The organism is Nocardia yamanashiensis NBRC 100130 (assembly GCF_001613325.1).
Lineage (GTDB): Bacteria > Actinomycetota > Actinomycetes > Mycobacteriales > Mycobacteriaceae > Nocardia > Nocardia yamanashiensis.
The window spans coordinates 18,707-35,609 of sequence record NZ_BDCD01000041.1; the positions used below are offsets into that span (position 1 = coordinate 18,707).

Sequence of the window (16,903 nt, forward strand, 5' to 3'; positions counted from 1 at the left end):
TTCTCACACTCTCCTCATCGTCGAGGAGTGACTGACGAGGAGTCGTGTCAACGATGACCGCCCCGCTGCGCAAGTTCGATGAGTACCCATCGGTCGACTTCGAGGAGTTGACCCCGGAAACCGTGCGCGAGCACATCGACGGCGTCGCCGCCTTCCTGGGCGGTGCGGCCAATGTGATCATGCAGCTCTCGCTGAAGCCGGTCGGCTACGGCGTCATGGAGAGCGATGTGCACAGCGGCAACATCATGCGGCACCCGCTCAAGCGCCTGCGCACCACGCTCACCTACATCGCCGTCGCCCTGATGGGTGACGACGCGGACCGGGTGGCCTACCGCGAGGCGGTCAACACCTCGCACCGCACCATCCGTACCAAACCCGACAGCCCGGTGAAGTACAACGCCTTCGATCCGAAGCTGCAGCTGTGGGTGGCGGCCTGCATCTATTGGGGCATCGACGACATCATCCACCGCATGCGCGGCCCGATGGATCCCGCGACCGCGGAAGCCCTCTACCGCTACAGCGCCCGCCTCGGCACCACCCTGCAGATGCGCGAGGAGATGTGGCCGCCGACCCGGGACGCCTTCTACGCGTACTGGGAGGAGAACCTCGCCGAACGCACCATCGACGACCCGACCCGCACGTACTTCAATGCGCTGGCCGACCTGAAGATGCTGCCCTGGCCCATGCAGGTGCTGTTCGGCGGGCTGCATCGCTTCATCGTGACCGCGCTGCTCCCGCCGCATCTGCGGGCGGAGATGAACATGAGCTGGTCGGCGCGGGACGAGCGCGTCTTCGGCCGCCTGCTGCGCGCCCTCTCGGCGGTCTGGCGGGTGCTGCCCGGCCCGCTCCGCCTGTTCCCCTACAACTTCTATCTCGCGGATATGCGGCTGCGACGCCGCCTGGGACGGCCGCTGGTCTAGGGGTGGACCGTGCAGCGGCCGGTGCGGGCGGGCAGGAGAACCGGACTCCTGCCCGCCCGCACTGTATTTCAGCCGCGATCGGCCAGGGCGCGCAGGAAGAAGCCGAGGTTGGCGGGGCGTTCGGCCAAGCGGCGCATGAGATATCCGTACCACTGGTTGCCGTACGGGACGTAGACGCGCAGTGCGTGCCCCTCCGCCACCAGGCGCCGTTGTTCGGCATCGCGAATCCCGTAGAGCATCTGGAATTCGAAATCGCCTGGGCCGCGCTTGTTCTCGGCCGCGAGCCGCAGCGCCGCCTCGATCATGGCCGGATCGTGCGAGGCGATCATGGGATACCAGCCGCCGCGCAGCAGCACCGCCAGGCAGCGCAGATAGGAGCCGTCCACGTCGGAGCTCTTCTGATACGCGACCGACTCCGGTTCCTGATACGCCCCCTTGCACAACCGGATTCGAGTCCCGGACGCCGACAGTTCCCGCGCTCGCACCTCGGCTTGCCGCAGATAGGTCTGCAATGCCACTGCGAGCCAAGGGAATTCGGCCCGCGCCAGCCGCACCGCTTCCAGGGTGTCCTCGGTGGTGGTGTGGTCCTCGGCGTCCACGGTCACCCAGACCCGGGATTCGACCGCCTTGACGCACAGCTTGTGCAGGTTCTCCGCGGCGATGGCGGGGCCGTCTTCACCGAGCGACTGCCCGAGCGCCGACAGCTTCACCGACACTTCCACCCGCGGCGTCGGCCCGTCGGGCAGATCCAGCGCCGCCAGATCGTCGATGAGCGAAACGTATTCCGCCACCGCCGCGTTCGCCATGGCCGGATCGGCGGTGTATTCGCCGAGGAAGTCGACGCTGACCATGCGCCCGCTGTCCAGGAGCTCCCGCACCACGGGGATGAGTTCCGCGCGCGTCTCCCCCGCCACGAACCGCCGCACCACGGCCGCCGTGATCGGCACCTTGGTGACGGCCTGTTTCATGCGCGCTGATCCGGCCGCCGCCAGGATCACCGGCCGCAGCGGATTCACGATTCCCCCATGTGCGGATACCGGTAATCGGTGGGCGGCACGAAGGTCTCCTTGAGGGTGCGCGGCGCGACCCAGCGCAGCAGGTTCAGATACGAGCCCGCCTTGTCGTCGGTCCCGGAGGCGCGCGCGCCGCCGAACGGCTGCTGTCCGACCACCGCGCCGGTCGGCTTGTCATTGACGTAGAAGTTGCCCGCCGTGAATCGCAGTGCGGCCGAGGCTGCCTCGATGGCTTCCCGGTCACGCGCGAAGATCGCGCCGGTGAGCCCGTACGGCGCGGCGGTGTCGACCAGGCGCAGCACGTCCGCGAACCCGTCGGGCCGGCTGTCGTCGTAGATGTACACCGATAGGATCGGCCCGAAGTATTCGGTCCCGAACGATTCGTCGCCCGGATCGTCGCTGAGCAGCACGGTGGGCCGCACGAACCAGCCTTCACTGTCGTCGTACACCCCGCCCGCCGGTATGGCGATGCCCTTGCCCTTGGCGCGCACGATGGCTTTCACGTTCTTGTCGTAGGCGCGGCTGTCGATCAGCGCACCGCCGAAATTCGACAGGTCGGACACATCGCCGTAGCTCAGTTCCTCGGCCTGGGTGAGGAATTCGTGCCCCATTTGCCGCCACACCGATTTGGCGATGTAGGCGCGCGAGGCGGCCGAGCACTTCTGCCCCTGGTATTCGTAGGCCCCGCGAATCAGGGCGGTGCGCAGCGCATCCGGCTCGGCCGAGGAGTGCGCGACGATGAAGTCCTTGCCGCCGGTCTCGCCGACCAGCCGCGGATAACCCTGGTAGCGGTCGATATTCGCCGCGACCTGCTGCCACAGGTGATGGAAGGTGCGGGTGGATCCAGTGAAATGTATGCCCGCCAGGCGCGGATCGGCCAGTGCCACCTCCGACAGCTGCGCCCCGTCGCCGGTGACCATATTGATCACCCCGGGCGGCAGCCCCGCCGCTTCCAGCAATCGCATGGTGTAGAACGCCGAAAGCGTCTGCGTCGGTGAGGGTTTCCAGACCACGGTATTGCCCATGAGCGCCGGTGCGGTGGGCAGATTCCCGGCGATGGCGGTGAAATTGAACGGCGTGATGGCGTACACGAACCCTTCCAAGGGCCGGTAGTCCATCCGATTCCATACGCCCGCACTCGATTCCGGCTGCTGCGCCAGGATCTGCCGGGCGAAGGCCACATTGAACCGCCAGAAGTCGACCAGCTCGCAGGGGGCGTCGATCTCGGCCTGCTGCACCGTTTTCGACTGGCCGAGCATGGTGGCCGCGGCGATGGTCTCCCGCCACGGCCCGGCCAGCAGGTCGGCGGCTCTCAGCAGGACGGCCGCGCGTTCCTCGAAGGTCAGCGCCCGCCAGCCCGGTGCGGCGGCGGTGGCGGCGTCGATGGCCGCCTGGGCTTCGGAGTGATTCGTATTGGTGTAGGTCCCCAGAACATGACGGTGCCGGTGCGGCATGACGATATCGAAGCGCTCGCCTGACCCGGGCTGGTGTTTGCCGCCGATGACGAGCGGCACATCCACGGACCCGGAGGAGATTTCGGCGAGCCTGCCGGTGAGCAGTTCACGTTCGCGACTCCCCGGTGCATAGGAATGCACCGGTTCATTGCTCGGATTAGGGACAACCGTGACAGCGTCCATAACCCAGGCTAACGCGGGACGGCCCTGCTCACCGGGCACGGCGCGCCCCGGCGCTACTTCAGGTCATTGGCCACGATGTTCTCGATATTGCGTTCTGCCAGGGCGGTAATGGTGACGAACGGGTTCACCGTGGTGCTGCCCGGGATCAGCGATCCGTCGATCACGTACAGCCCCTTGTACCCGTTGAGCCGTCCGTAATTGTCGGTGGACTGGTTCAGCACGCAGCCGCCGAGCGGGTGGTAGGCGAAGTCGTCGCCCCAGGTCTTGTACAGCCCGAACAGATCGGTCCGGTAGATCGTCCCCTCCTTGGAATTGATCTTGTCGAAGACCTTCTTGGCGGAATCGATACTGGTCTGGTTCCACGCGGTCTGCCAGTTCAGATCCACCCCGCCGGTGCCGGAGTTGAAGGTGAACTTGCCGCGGTTCGGGTTCTTGGTGATGGCCAGGTACAGGCTGATGAACGTCTCCAGCCCGGCCGGGATCGGCGAGACCTCGGCGAACACCGGCGCGCTGGCATCGGCCCAGTTGTCGATGCCCAGGCACGGAATGCAGGACTGCAGGCTGCCGGTGTCGTCCCACACGTGATTGGCCCGCGCCACCATCACATTGCCGTTGTTGCCCCAGTTCGTCCCCACCGAATCCGCGAGGTCCTTCAGCTTGCCCTGCGCCTTCATGGCCACCAGCAGTTTGGAGGTGCCGACGCTGCCGGCCGCGAAGAACACCCGCTGCGCCGTAACCGCCTTGGTGGCAACGGTATTGCCGCTGGTGTCGATCTGGTTCATCTCGACCTTGTAGCCGCCCTCGGCAGGCGAGACCGCGGTGACCTTGTGCATGGCCGTGATGCCGACCTTGCCGGTGGCGACGGCTTGCGCCAGATAGGTCTTGTCGAGGGAGTTCTTGCCGTAGTTGTTGCCGTAGATGACCTCGGAGTTGAGCGCCGACCGGGTGACGGTATTGGCCTGCTCCTTCTTCATGTACTCGAAGTCGTAGACGTTGGGCACGAAGGTCCAGGCGAACCCGGACCGCTCGGCCTGCTTGCGCCCGACCCGCGCGTACTTGTAGCAGTCGGCGCTGTCGAACCAGCTCTGGTCGATATTGTTCACGCCCAGTGCGGCATTGGCGCGCGGGTAGTAGGTGCTGTACATCTCGCCCGCGTCCACCGAGGGCAGGATGCTCGCGAAGTTCTCGCGCTTGGGCGTGACGGCCATGCCGCCGTTGACCAGCGAGCCGCCGCCCACCCCGCGCCCCTGGTAGATCTTGATCCCGCTGAACTGCTCGGAATCCAGCACGCCGGTGTAGCGCGAGATGTCCTTGTTGTAGTCGCCGCCGGAGAAATGATTGATCGGCTGATCGGTGCGGTTGCGCAGCCAGAACGAACGCCCGTCCGGTTTCAGCATGCCGCAGAAGATCTTTCCGTCCGAGCCGGGCTGCGACCAGGACATGCCCATCTCCACCACGGCCACGTCGATGCCGGCCTGGGCCAGCCGGAGCGCCGCGACCGCCCCGCCGTAGCCGCTGCCGATCACCAGGGCCGGGACCTTGTCACCATCCGCTAGCTGCTTGGTGGGTAGCGCCTGCGCAGGGGTGCGCCGGGTCAGCGCCGCACCTCCCACGACGAGGCCGGTGGTGGCAAGGAATGCACGGCGGGTCATGCGCATTGAAAGACTCCTCATCGAGTTCCGATGAGAACCTGTTATAGATGTTGTGAAGAGAACGCGTGTCAGTTTTCGAGCAAGATCGAAAAAAGTTCGGCGGGAACGCAAAAGAGCGCACAGCCGAAGCTGTGCGCTCTTCTACAAGCGACCCTGACGGGACTCGAACCCGCGACCTCCGCCGTGACAGGGCGGCGCGCTAACCAACTGCGCCACAGGGCCTTGCGTGATTGTTCCGGCCACCCGGGCCGTGCAACGTCGTAGACGCTATCACGACCCCCGTGACGAAATGAAATCAGCTGGTCAGACGATCGGCGGCGGTCGCGATGCGCTCGTCGGTGGCGGTCAGCGCGATGCGCACGTGCCGCGCCCCGCGGGGACCGTAGAACTCGCCGGGAGCCGCGAGAATGCCGCGCTCGGCCAGCCAGTCCAGGGTGGTGCGGCCCGGCTCGTCCCGGGTCGACCACAGGTACAGCCCGGCCTCGGAGTTCTCGATCCGGAAACCGGCCGCCTGCAACGCGTTTCGCAATACCTCGCGGCGCGCCCGGTAGCGCTCGCGCTGCTGCGCCTCGTGGGTGTCGTCGCCGAGCGCGGCGGTCATGGCCGCCTGGATCGGGAACGGCAGCATCATGCCGGAATGCTTTCGCACCTCCAGCATTTCGGCCACCAGCGCCGGATCGCCGGTCACGAAGCCTGCCCGGTAGCTGGCCAGGTTCGAGGTCTTGGACAGCGAGTGGATGGCCAGCAGCCCGGTGTGATCACCGTCGCACACTTCGGGATCCAGGATGGAGGCCGCGCGGCCTTCCCACACCAGCCCGAGGTAGCACTCGTCCGACGCCACGATCGCCCCACGCTCGCGGGCGAATTCGACCACCTTGCGCAGATGCTCGACGCCGAGCACCTTGCCGGTCGGGTTCGACGGCGAGTTGAGGTAGATCAGCGCGGGCCGCTCCGGGCCGAGCTGGGTCAGCCCGTCGGCGCGCACGATGCGCGAACCGGACAGCAGCGCACCGACTTCGTAGGTCGGGTACGCGACCTCCGGGATCACCACCAGGTCGCCGGCGCCGAGGCCCAGCAGCCGCGGCAGCCCGGCGATCAGCTCCTTGGTGCCGATCACCGGCAGCACGGCGGCCGGGTCGACCCCGGTGATGCCGAAGCGCCGCTTCATGGCATCGACCGCGGCCTGCCGTAATTCGGCGGTGCCGTGCGTGGTCGGGTACCCGGGCACCTCCGCCACGGCGGCCAGCGCCGAACGGATCAGCGGATCCACCGGATCGACGGGGGTGCCGACCGACAGGTCCACGATTCCGCCCGGATGCGAAGCGGCCTTCGCCTTGACGGAAGCGATGGTGTCCCAAGGGAAATCGGGTAGGAGACTGCTCACCCGGCCACGTGCGGTCACGCTGGGTTACTCGCCTTCGGCCATCGGCGGTAGCGCGGCGATGAACGGCGGGTCGAAATCGACCTTGCCGACCTTCGTCGCACCGCCCGGCGAACCGAGCTCGTCGAAGAAGTCGACATTGGCGTTGACGTAACCGGCCCACTGATCCGGGGTGTCGTCTTCGTAGAAGATGGCCTCCACCGGGCAGACCGGTTCACATGCACCACAGTCCACGCACTCGTCCGGTTGGATGTACAGCATGCGGCCGCCCTCGTAGATGCAGTCCACGGGGCATTCTTCGATGCACGCCTTGTCCTTCACGTCAACGCACGGTTCAGCGATGATGTACGGCACTGCCGCTCTCCTAGTCTGTCCTCACATGCGGGATACTCCGCCCCGCGAAACAGTATCCCGGTCCGAACACATTACCTCTGGTCAGCCTGCCCTAACTTGCTCGGGCGGGGCTCAGCCGACCGACAGCGAAACCGGGCTCCGATGCGGCGGTACGCCATAGGTGGTGGTGCGCTGGCGCACCGGACGGCCGATGCCCGACGCGATCTCCGTCAGTTCCGCGACCGTCTTGGCGGATCCGTGTTCGGAACCGGCCATGCGGGAGATGGTCTCCTCCATGAGCGTGCCGCCGAGGTCGTTGGCGCCGCCGTTGAGCATCAACTGGGTGCCCTTGGTTCCCAGTTTCACCCAGCTGGTCTGAATATTGTGAATCCGCCCGTGCAACATGATGCGCGCGAGCGCGTGGGCGGCGCGATTGTCGCGCACCGTGGGACCGGGCCGGGACGCGCCGGCGAGGTAGAGCGGGGCGCTCTGGTGCACGAACGGCAGCAGCACGAATTCGGTGAATCCGCCTGTCTCGTCCTGGATTCCGCGCAGCACATTGAGGTGGCCGACCCAGTGCTTCGGGTTGTCCACATGCCCGTACATCATGGTCGAGCTGGAGCGAATGCCCAGCTTGTGGGCGGTGGTGATGACCTCCACCCAGGCCGAGGTGGGCAGTTTGCCCTTGGTCAGCACCCAGCGCACCTCGTCGTCGAGGATCTCGGCGGCGGTGCCCGGAATACTGTCCAGCCCGGCCTCTTTCAGCGCGGCCAGCCAGTCGTGAATGCTCTGCCCACCTCGAGAAGCCCCATTGACGACTTCCATGGGACTGAACGCGTGCACGTGCATGGACGGCACCCGCGCCTTGATGGCCCGCACCAGGTCGGCGTACCCGGTCACCGGCAGTTCGGGATCGATGCCGCCCTGCATGCAGATCTCGGTCGCGCCTTCGACGTACGCCTCCCAGGCGCGGTCGGCGACCTCGGACGCGCTCAGTGTGAAGGCGTCGGCGTCGCCCTTGCGCTGGGCGAAAGCGCAGAAGCGGCAACCGGTGTAGCAGATATTGGTGAAGTTGATGTTCCGGTTCACGATGTAGGTGACATCGTCGCCGTTGGTGTCGCGGCGCAGCTGATCGGCGAAGGCCGTGATCGCTTCCAGCGCCGGGCCGTCCGCGGTGGCCAGCGCCAGGTACTGCTCGTCGGACAGCCCGGCCGGATCCTTCTCGGCGGCGCGCAGGGCGGCCAGCACATCGGAGTCGAAGCGTTCCGGCGCGGCGGCGGCCAGCTCGTTCACCTGTTCGCGAATGGTCTCCCAGTCGCCGAACGCGCCCAGGGCATCGTCGACGAGCCCGGAATCGCTGCGGGACTCGGTGTTCCGGCCCTCGGTGTCGATGGCGGTATTGAGATCGACGCGGCCGACCGACTCCCAGTCGTGATCGGGTTCCTGCCACGGCAGCCCGGCCGGATTGACCTCGCGGGCCAGGCCGGTCACCGGATCGGCGAGCGCCGCCACATGCCGGGAGACGCGCGGATCGATCCAAGGATGGCCCGCCAGCACGTATTTCGGGTGCGCAGTCAGGCGCTCGGTGAGTACGTAGCCGGCGTCGGCGGTGACCTGCGCCAGCACCTCCAGGTTCGGCCAGGGCCGTTCCGGGTTCACATGGTCGGGAGTCAGCGGCGACACCCCGCCCCAGTCGTCGATGCCCGCGTCGATGAGCGCGCGGCATTCGTCCAGGGACACCAGGTTCGGCGGCGCCTGGATGCGCATCTTGGGGCCGAGCAGCAGGCGCGCCACGGCGATGGTGGCGCGGAACTCCTCGAGATCGGCGTCGGGGGTGTTGCGCATGGCGGTGTCGTGCTTGGCCAGGAAGTTCTGCACGATCACCTCCTGCACGTGCCCGAAAGCCTTGTGCGCCTTGCGGATCGCCATGATCGACTCGGCGCGTTCGGTGAGGTTCTCGCCGATCCCGACCAGGATGCCGGTGGTGAACGGGACCGAGAGCCTGCCCGCGTCGGTGAGCGCGCGCAGCCGGACCGCCGGATCCTTGTCCGGGCTGCCGTAGTGCGCCTGGCCGGGTTCGGTGAACAGGCGGGTGGAGGTGGTCTCCAGCATCATGCCCATGGACGGGGCGACCGGCTTGAGGCGGGACAGTTCCGCCCAGGTCATCACACCCGGATTCAGGTGCGGCAGCAGGCCGGTCTCCTCCAGTACGCGAATCGACATGGCGCGCACGTAGTCCAGGGTGGAGTCGTAGCCGCGTTCGTCGAGCCACTGGCGGGCCTCGGGCCAGCGTTCCTCGGGACGGTCCCCGAGGGTGAAAAGCGCTTCCTTGCAACCCAGTTCGGCGCCCTTGCGGGCGATCTCCAGGACCTCGTCGGGTTCCAGGTACATGCCGCGGCCCTCGGCACGCAGCTTGCCGGGGACGGTGACGAAGGTGCAGTAGTGACACTTGTCGCGGCACAGGTGGGTGAGCGGGATGAAGACCTTGCGCGAATAGGTGATCGGCAAGGGGTCACCGGCGTATCCGGTTTCCCGCAGTCCGGCATCGCGGACCCGCGCGGCGGAGGTGGTCAGATCTTCCAGATGCGCACCCCTGGCGTGCAGCAGCACCACCGCCTCATCGAGGTTGAGCGTCGCTCCATCGCGAGCCCGGCGCAGTGCCCGGCGCATCGCCGACTCACTGGGCGGGTTCGGAGGCAGGCTCGGGTTCGCTAGGTCCGTCACGCCATCGATCATGCGCCATCCATTCGGCTGGTCCGACTCGGGTGCCATAAGAGCTGGCAACCCGGCGCTGCGGCAGCATATTCCACTGCGCCCGTCTCGATAATCCTTCCGCATCGCCGGTGGATATGCGCGACGGCGGGCGGTTCTCCGATTAATTTCCGCTCACCGATCCCAATGCTTGCCACCGGCGGGCCGCTCTTCTACGGTGATCGCACTGTGCGATTACTCGCATCCATCGATACGAATATTCAAATCGAGGTCCCGTGCTCCTACGCCTGAGCCGCGCCACCGCGACCGCCGCCCTCGGCGCGTCGCTGCTGCTGACCATTGCCACCACCTCCGCGTCCGCGGCCTTCGGGCCCCTGCCGCCGGCCAATCCGTATCTCGGTCCGCTCGGCACGGCGACCATGCACGGCGATGCCGAATCCTCCGACAGCACGCCCCTGGCCGGACCCGGCACCGGCGATATCAAGGCCGACTTCCACGAACTGGCCGCCGCCTGCCCGACGATCCTGCAAGGCGCGGACGGACTGCCGCAGGCGCTGTGCACCAAGATCGTGGACCGGGCCCCGGAAGTGCTGCTGCTGGACCCGAATACCGGCAATACCCTGGCCTCCCTCGACCTCACCAAGGGCAGCCTGCTCGGCGGTGTGTACGCCTACCTCGACGATCAGGACCGGATGGTCACCGTGGACGGCAGCGGGAACCTGCTGCGCGTCGGGCATCAGCGCGGGCCGGACGGCGGCTGGAAGCTGAGCATCGCCTCGAAGACCGATGTGTCGCAGGCCGTTACCGGGCACTGCGGCGGCGGCAGCTGCGATGCGGTCAGCTCGGTCATGGCCGACTTCGACGGGCGGGTGTGGTTCGCCACCGACAATGCCGCCGCCGGATTCGTCGGGCTGGACGGGGTGGCCAAGTCGATCGTGCTCGGTCCCGGGGAAACCGTGGCCAACAGCATTTCCACTGCGCCGCAGGGCGTCGCGATCGCCACCTCGCACGCGCTGTACCTGGTGGACGCCGACGGCAGCGGCAACCCGCGCGTGCTCTGGCGGCAGGCGTACGACCGGGGTCCGGCGCGCAAGCCCGGCCAGCTGAGCTGGGGCACGGGCGCCACGCCCACCTTCTTCGGGCCCGGCAGCGGCACCGAATACCTGGCCATCACCGACAATGCGGCGGGCAAGGAGAACCTGCTCGTCTACGAGACGGGCACCGGGCGCACCGTCTGCTCGGTCCCGGCCATCGACGGCACCGAGAACTCGCCCATCGGCTCGGGCAACAGCCTCTTCGTCGCCAGCACCTACGGCTACCCCTATCCGCAATTGCCCGCGAACGCCGGACCCAGCCAGCCCGCCAGCGCGTCCTTCACCGGCGGCATGACCCGCATCGACGTCACCGGCTCCGGATGCACGGTGATGTGGACGAATACGGTGCGCTCGTCCGCGGTGCCGCGACTGTCGGTGGCGGACGGCAAGATCTACACGGTCACCCGGCGCGGACTGCTCGGCAGCGGCAGCGCGGACCTGCCCTCCGGCAGCGCGGATTCCGGCAGCGCCGACAGCGGTAGCGGCAGCGGGAGTGCGAGCGGCATCGCCGACACCTACCGCTTCGCCGTAATCGACGCCGCCACCGGCAAACTCGAATCCGAACGCTTCATGGGCGGCACCACCGTCCACGACACCTTGCAGATGGTCGGCACCATCGCACCCGGCCGCGTGCAGTACCAGGGCACGCTGAGCGGACTCTTCCGGATCACGCCTCGTTGATCTATGTCCCGCCCGGGCGGTCGGAATCATGCAAGCATGTGGTCTATGTCCGACCGCACCGCCCCGGGCGGGATTCTGGCCGAACCCGCGCGGCGGCCCAGTCCGCGCGCCAAACTGCTGTGGGCCGTCAGTGCCGCGCTGTCGTGGGTCTTTCCACTGATCGGCCTGCTGGTCTGGATGGTTCTCGATCCCGACCGGCGGACCGTTCAGCTGATCATTCTCGGAATCGCGGTCGTCGCAGCCGCATTCAGCATCGGGGTGGTGCCGCTGTGGCGGTACGCGGTGCATCGGTGGGAGATCACCGATGAGGCCGTGTACACCCGGACGGGGTGGCTGACCCAGGAGAGCCGGGTCGCGCCGATCACGCGGGTGCAGACGGTGGATACGTATCGCGGGCCGCTGGAGCGATTGCTCGGGCTGGCGACCGTCACCGTGACGACCGCGTCGTCGGCGGGGGCCGTGCACATCAGCGCGTTGCAGTTGGAGGACGCGCGGCAGACCGTCACCCAGCTCACCGAGATCGCCGCCCGGCATCGGGGTGACGCCACGTGAGCGAGCTGACCGACGCCTCCGTGGCCGGGGGCTGGCAGCGGCTGGATCGGCGCATGCTGCTGGTGCATCCGATCACCGAGCTGATCCGGTTCATTCCGGTACTGCTGGCCACCCTCATCGCCGGTGCGCGCAGCGACAATCCGATGTGGAGCCTCGGGGTGGTGGGGATCATCATCGTGCTGGCGGTGACGCGCTGGTTCACCACCACCTATCGGATCACCCGCGACAATGTCGAGCTGCGCACGGGATTGCTGCAGCGCAAACGACTTTCGGTGCCGCGCACCCGGGTGCGGTCGGTGGACGTGGAAGCCGATCTGCTGCACCGGGCGCTGGGGCTGGCGGTGCTGTCCATCGGCACCGGGCAGCAGGCCGAGCGCGGGGACCAGTTCAAATTGGATTCCCTGGACGCGCGGCTGGTGCCGGAATTGCGGACGGCGCTGCTGGCGCATACTCAGCAGTCGCCGGAATCCGCCGGGGCGCAACCGGTTACGAGTACACCGGGCGGCGATACCGGCGTCGACCTCACCGAACCCGCTGCGGCACAGCCGCCCAACGGTCACGCACCGGTGGAGATCGCGCACTGGCGGCCGGATTGGGTGCGTTTCGCGCCGCTGTCGCTGACCGGATTCGCCATCATCGCGCCGATCGTGGGCCTGGCCTTCCAGTACGGGATCGCCGACCTCATCTTCGAATCCAGCACGGTGCGCGGCGTGGAGGACAGCGGTGCGCGGGCGATCGCCCTGTTCATCGCACTGCTCATCGTGGCGCTGGTGGTGTTCGTCAGCTTGGTGGCGTGCGCCCGCTACCTGGCCACCTGGTACGGGCTGCGGGTCGTCGACGACGGCAAGACCCTGCATCTGCGGCACGGCCTGTTCACCACCCGCCAGACCACCCTGGACCTGGCGCGATTGCGCGGCGCGACGGTCAACGAACCGCTGCTGCTGCGCCTGGCCGGGGCCGCCGAGCTCGAGGCCATCATGACCGGCACCGATCCGCGCCAGAAGCTGCTCCCCCAGGCTCCGCGCGCGGCGGTCGATCACACGCTCGCGCATCTGCTGGACGACGAGGCGGTGCTCGACGGCGGCCCCGCTCCCGCCGGGCTCGCGCCGCCGCCCCCGGTCACCGTGGAACTGCTCCGGCACGGTCCGGCCGCGCGGCGCCGGCGCTATACCCGCGCGCTCGGCCCGGTCGCACTGCTCGCGGTGGCCCCCATCGCCATATCACTTGCCGGAAACCACATTCCGTCCTGGATCTGGGCGCTGCTGGCCGTAATCGCCGCTGTCGCAACGGCACTGGCCTGGGACCGCTACCGCGGCCTGGGCCACGCCGTGATCCCGGCCGCGCCCGGCCATCCGGCCTGGCTGGTCACCCGCAGCGGCTCCCTGGACCGCGATCGCGACTGCCTGGAAGCGCCCGGCGTGATCGGCTGGACGGTGCGTCAGTCCTTCTTCCAGCGCCGCGCCGGCCTGGCCACCGTGGTGGCCGCCTCCGCCGCCGGCAAGAAGCGCTACCACGTCATCGATCTGCCGCTCGAAAAGGCTTGGGAGCTCATCGAATCCGTCACGCCCGGCCAACTGGGCCGCTAGCCGCCGGAAATGCCCGAAGGCCCCGGTGTGGGGAAACCCACCGGGGCCTTCGGGTTTCGACCGCTGCGCAAGGAATGTGGAAACTCAGCGGAAGAGGTGGACGTACCACAGGCCGTCGTCGTGCTGCTGGCACTGGTACCACCAGCCCGCGTCACCGGTGATCTGCTGGCCGTTGGGGCCCACCCACGAGCCCTTCGAACCGTCGATGTCGCACGCCTCGAGGGTGCCGTAGTTGCCGTTGCCGATCAGCTCCTCGGCGTGCGCGGTACCCATGGACAAACCGGCCAGACCGGCCGAAATTGCGATAACGGCAGCGAACTTCTTCATAAGCTTCCCTTCCTGATCCCGACCGGCCGACCCTCCGGTGACCGGTACGGAAGCAATTACAGCGAGGGCACTGTGAACAAATCGTGAACGTGTTCCAGTACGGGCCGATGTAATTGCCAATTCACGTGCCATTCAGGCTCTTTGAGCTGAACAGACCGCTAGAAAGTGAGCGGAGATTCGGCCTACTGTGGTAGAAATCACCGAGCATTGAGAAGGGTGGATTCTTCATGGAGCCTACGGCGCAGCAGCGTGCCGCACTGGGCATGATCTGCGATACGTTCCTGCCGGGTGACGGGCTGACCCTGCCGGCGGCGACCGAACTCGGCGCCGTCGACACCATCTTCCAGATTCTGGGGCGCAATCCCCGGGAAGCGGAGCAGAAGCAGCTGGCCATGTTGCTCGGGCTGTGGGACTCGCGGCTCACCGGGCTGCTCACCGGCAGTGGCCCACGCAAGTTCTCCACTCTGTCGCAGGAGCAGCGGGAGAAAGCACTGCTGCGGCTCGGGGACTCCGGGCTCGCCCCGGTGCGCGCCATCTTCCAGGCGCTCAAGCAGGCGGCGCTGCTGGCCTACAACGTCACCCCCGGGCCCACCGGCACCAATCCGCTCTGGAAGGAGATCGGGTACCCCGCGCCGGCCGGGCCGTTGCAGACCGCGCCCAAGCCCGCGCTCGCGCCGCTGCGCTACACCGAATCCACCACGCTCACTTGCGATGTCGTGATCGTCGGCTCGGGGGCGGGCGGCGGCACCGCGGCCGCGGTACTGGCGGCGGCCGGGCTCGACGTGATCGTGCTGGAACGCGGAAACTATTACGACGACCAGGATTTCGGCGGCGGCGAACTGGCGGGACTGACCTCGCTGTACGCGGCGGGCCCGCCCGGATCCGCCGAGGGGCAGATCACCCTGGTGTCCGGCAGCTGCCTGGGCGGCGGCACCGTCGTCAACTGGAGCACCTCGCTGCCCACCCCGGACCGGGTGCGGCAGGAATGGGCGGAGCTCGGGGCGAAGCAGTTCGCGGAGGACGAATACGGGGACGCGCTCGCACAGGTGAGCAAGCGCATCGGGGTCAATGTCGAACGCTCCCCGCTCTCGAAGCGCGATGCCGTGCTCGAGCGGGGCGCGCTGGCGCTGGGCTGGGATCTGGATACCTTGCCGCGCAATGTGTCCGACGCCTGTGACGCGGGCGTCGAATGCGGGCGGTGCGGGTACGGGTGCCGGCTGGGCGCCAAGCAGTCGACCACCAAGACCTGGCTCGCCGATGCCGCCGCGAGCGGCGCACGCCTGGTGGTGGACGCCGATGTGCGCAAGATCGAGGTGAAGAACGGTCGCGCGGAAGCGGTTTCGGCGCGCACCGCCGACGGCGCGGAGATCACGGTGCGCGCTCGCGCGGTCGTGGTGGCGGCCGGGGCCATCCAGACGCCGGCGCTGCTGAAGCGATCCGGATTGCGCAACAAGAACATCGGGCGTTACCTACGGCTGCATCCGGCCGCCGCGGTGTTCGGCGTCTTCGACGAGGAGATCCGGGGCTGGGAGGGCGGGCTGCAGACCCGGATCAGCCGCGAGCACGCCGACCTGGACGGCAACGGCTACGGCGTGATCTACGAGACCGGGCCGATCCATCCGGGTCTGGCCACCGGGTTCCTGAGCTGGCGCGGGGCGGCGGCGCACCGGGCCACCATGCTGGACTTCGCACGCTCGGACGCCATCGGGATCATCACCCGGGACCGGGATCCGGGGACCGTGAGCATCGACAAGGCCGGGGAGGCCATCGTCAAGTACAAGCTGTCCGACTACGACGCCGGGCACCTGCACACCGGCATCGTCGGCGCGGCGAAGATCCTGGAAGCGGCGGGCGCGCAACGCATCGTCTCGGGGCATCAGGCCAGAGTGTCCTACGAACCGGGCGTGCGGGGGTCCATCGACGAGTTCGACGCCGCCGCCAAGGCCGCCGGATACGGGCCGGGGCAGTGCGCGATGGGCGCGCTGCACATCATGGGGTCGGCGCGCATGGGCGGTTCGCCGGAGCTGTCGGCCACCAATCCGGACGGCGCCACCTGGGATGTCGCCAATATCGTGGTCGCGGACGGTTCCAGCTTCCCGACCGCGCCCGGCGTGAATCCGATGGTGTCCATCGAGGCCATCGCCTATATGAACGCCAAACGCCTGGCCGCGCGGTTGAGTTGAGTTATCGGCATCCGGATCCCGCTGCGCGAGCGGCGAATCCGAGCGTTCAGAGGGACCGGATGCCTTCCAGGACCGCGTACAGCAGCCCAGTGTCGAAGGCATGGTCGGTGGCGGGCGGCGGCGATCGGAAGACCAGCAGCCCGTCGTCGATCAGATCGCCGACCAGCACCCTGGTCAAAGTGAGCGGCAGCCCCATGTGCGCCGCCACCTCCGCCACCGACAGCGGGCCCCGGCACAGCCGCAGCAGCGCCGCGTATTCGGGTTCGGGCCGCTTCAGCGCGGAGGCGAAACCGGCGTCCACCACCAGGGTGGTCAGATCCAGATCGGGCCGCTGCGCCCGGCCGCGACCGCGCGTCACGGCGTAGAGACGAACCAGCGGGCCCGCCTCGTCCTCGTACCAGTGCTCGCGCGAATCGCTCATGGTCGGTCGTGGGTCCGCGGGTCCGCGGTCAGATGCGCGCCGACGCGCTGCACAGTCTGATTCACCTCGAACGCCACCAGGCCGAGATCCGCTGTCTCCGCGGCCAAGAGCGCCAGGCAGGTATTGGTGCCCGCGGCGGTGACGAACAGCACCGCCTGATCGAGTTCCACCACGGTCTGGCAGACGCCGCCCGCCTTGAAATGCTGTCCGGCGCTGCGGGCCAGGCTGTGCAGCGCGGAGGCCATGGCGCCGAAGCGCTCGGCGTCCGCGCGATCCTGACCCTGGGAGAAGCCGAGTAGCAGGCCGTCGGTGGACAGCAGCACCGCCGCTTGGGCGTCGGCGAGCCCGTTGACCAATTCGTCGAGCAGCCAGCCGAGGTCGATCCGGTGGGAAGTGGTCATTGTCGCCTTC

The 16,903-nt window shown here is 67.9% G+C and carries 14 protein-coding genes and 1 tRNA gene; 5 read left to right on the forward strand and 10 right to left on the reverse strand.

Annotated elements, in window-relative coordinates; all coding sequences use genetic code 11:
• The first annotated feature begins 53 nt into the window (after positions 1-53).
• Positions 54-920 (forward strand): oxygenase MpaB family protein, encoded by an 867-nt coding sequence (locus NY1_RS36550; RefSeq protein ID WP_067721759.1) that lies wholly within the window; start codon positions 54-56, stop codon positions 918-920.
• A 68-nt stretch (positions 921-988) separates the two neighbouring features.
• Here the strand turns inward: NY1_RS36550 and NY1_RS36555 are convergent, their stop codons facing one another.
• The 7 genes from NY1_RS36555 to NY1_RS36585 form a co-directional block, all read right to left on the reverse strand.
• Positions 989-1,888, reverse strand: coding sequence for a proline dehydrogenase family protein (locus NY1_RS36555; protein WP_084536043.1), 900 nt, complete (start codon positions 1,886-1,888; stop codon positions 989-991).
• Positions 1,889-1,932: 44 nt separating this feature from the next.
• Complete coding sequence (gene pruA / locus NY1_RS36560; RefSeq protein WP_067721761.1) at positions 1,933-3,570, reverse strand: L-glutamate gamma-semialdehyde dehydrogenase; 1,638 nt, start codon at positions 3,568-3,570, stop codon at positions 1,933-1,935.
• Between the two features lie 53 nt (positions 3,571-3,623).
• Positions 3,624-5,222: a GMC oxidoreductase gene (locus NY1_RS36565; protein ID WP_233033212.1), complete on the reverse strand. Its 1,599-nt coding sequence runs from the start codon at positions 5,220-5,222 to the stop codon at positions 3,624-3,626.
• Between the two features lie 148 nt (positions 5,223-5,370).
• Positions 5,371-5,444: transfer RNA gene (locus NY1_RS36570), tRNA-Asp, on the reverse strand.
• A 73-nt stretch (positions 5,445-5,517) separates the two neighbouring features.
• Entirely contained in the window at positions 5,518-6,624 is a 1,107-nt protein-coding gene (gene dapC / locus NY1_RS36575) for a succinyldiaminopimelate transaminase (protein WP_233434646.1), read from the reverse strand.
• Positions 6,625-6,630: 6 nt separating this feature from the next.
• Positions 6,631-6,957 carry a ferredoxin gene (gene fdxA, locus NY1_RS36580; RefSeq protein WP_067721764.1) on the reverse strand — a complete coding sequence of 109 codons (327 nt, stop codon included), beginning with the start codon at positions 6,955-6,957 and terminating at the stop codon, positions 6,631-6,633.
• Positions 6,958-7,068: 111 nt separating this feature from the next.
• Positions 7,069-9,672, reverse strand: a complete 2,604-nt coding sequence (locus NY1_RS36585; protein WP_067721765.1) for a bifunctional FO biosynthesis protein CofGH — start codon at positions 9,670-9,672, stop codon at positions 7,069-7,071.
• Positions 9,673-9,923: 251 nt separating this feature from the next.
• Here NY1_RS36585 and NY1_RS36590 point away from each other — a divergent pair, with 251 nt between their 5' ends.
• From NY1_RS36590 to NY1_RS36600, 3 genes are read left to right on the forward strand one after another with little or no spacing between them, the layout of a single operon-like run.
• Positions 9,924-11,423: an NHL repeat-containing protein gene (locus NY1_RS36590; protein WP_157762709.1), complete on the forward strand. Its 1,500-nt coding sequence runs from the start codon at positions 9,924-9,926 to the stop codon at positions 11,421-11,423.
• Positions 11,424-11,468: 45 nt separating this feature from the next.
• Positions 11,469-11,975: a PH domain-containing protein gene (locus NY1_RS36595; protein WP_067721766.1), complete on the forward strand. Its 507-nt coding sequence runs from the start codon at positions 11,469-11,471 to the stop codon at positions 11,973-11,975.
• On the forward strand, positions 11,972-13,561 hold the full coding sequence (locus tag NY1_RS36600) for a PH domain-containing protein (RefSeq protein WP_369690470.1): 1,590 nt from the start codon (positions 11,972-11,974) through the stop codon (positions 13,559-13,561). The genes NY1_RS36595 and NY1_RS36600 overlap by 4 nt, the downstream gene beginning before the upstream one ends.
• An 84-nt stretch (positions 13,562-13,645) precedes the next feature.
• On the opposite strand, the gene NY1_RS36605 is transcribed toward NY1_RS36600, so the two are convergent.
• Entirely contained in the window at positions 13,646-13,888 is a 243-nt protein-coding gene (locus tag NY1_RS36605; protein ID WP_067721767.1) for a hypothetical protein, read from the reverse strand.
• Between the two features lie 227 nt (positions 13,889-14,115).
• Between NY1_RS36605 and NY1_RS36610 the strand changes: the two genes are divergently transcribed.
• Entirely contained in the window at positions 14,116-16,071 is a 1,956-nt protein-coding gene (locus NY1_RS36610) for a GMC family oxidoreductase N-terminal domain-containing protein (RefSeq protein ID WP_067721768.1), read from the forward strand.
• Positions 16,072-16,117: 46 nt separating this feature from the next.
• Here NY1_RS36610 and NY1_RS36615 read toward each other — a convergent pair whose 3' ends face one another.
• Both NY1_RS36615 and NY1_RS36620 read right to left on the reverse strand, forming a co-directional pair.
• On the reverse strand, positions 16,118-16,492 hold the full coding sequence (locus tag NY1_RS36615) for a DUF742 domain-containing protein (protein ID WP_067721769.1): 375 nt from the start codon (positions 16,490-16,492) through the stop codon (positions 16,118-16,120).
• On the reverse strand, positions 16,489-16,893 hold the full coding sequence (locus NY1_RS36620) for a roadblock/LC7 domain-containing protein (protein WP_067721770.1): 405 nt from the start codon (positions 16,891-16,893) through the stop codon (positions 16,489-16,491). The genes NY1_RS36615 and NY1_RS36620 overlap by 4 nt, the downstream gene beginning before the upstream one ends.
• Positions 16,894-16,903: the final 10 nt, after the last annotated feature.

Coding starts and splice junctions, on each gene's coding strand:
- NY1_RS36550 (WP_067721759.1), top strand. CDS start 54: ATGACCGCCCCGCTGCGCAAGTTCGATGAGTACCCATCGGTCGACTTC.
- NY1_RS36555 (WP_084536043.1), bottom strand. CDS start 1,888: ATGAAACAGGCCGTCACCAAGGTGCCGATCACGGCGGCCGTGGTGCGG.
- pruA (WP_067721761.1), bottom strand. CDS start 3,570: ATGGACGCTGTCACGGTTGTCCCTAATCCGAGCAATGAACCGGTGCAT.
- NY1_RS36565 (WP_233033212.1), bottom strand. CDS start 5,222: ATGACCCGCCGTGCATTCCTTGCCACCACCGGCCTCGTCGTGGGAGGT.
- NY1_RS36585 (WP_067721765.1), bottom strand. CDS start 9,672: ATGATCGATGGCGTGACGGACCTAGCGAACCCGAGCCTGCCTCCGAAC.
- NY1_RS36595 (WP_067721766.1), top strand. CDS start 11,469: ATGTCCGACCGCACCGCCCCGGGCGGGATTCTGGCCGAACCCGCGCGG.
- NY1_RS36605 (WP_067721767.1), bottom strand. CDS start 13,888: ATGAAGAAGTTCGCTGCCGTTATCGCAATTTCGGCCGGTCTGGCCGGT.
- NY1_RS36610 (WP_067721768.1), top strand. CDS start 14,116: ATGGAGCCTACGGCGCAGCAGCGTGCCGCACTGGGCATGATCTGCGAT.
- NY1_RS36615 (WP_067721769.1), bottom strand. CDS start 16,492: ATGAGCGATTCGCGCGAGCACTGGTACGAGGACGAGGCGGGCCCGCTG.
- NY1_RS36620 (WP_067721770.1), bottom strand. CDS start 16,893: ATGACCACTTCCCACCGGATCGACCTCGGCTGGCTGCTCGACGAATTG.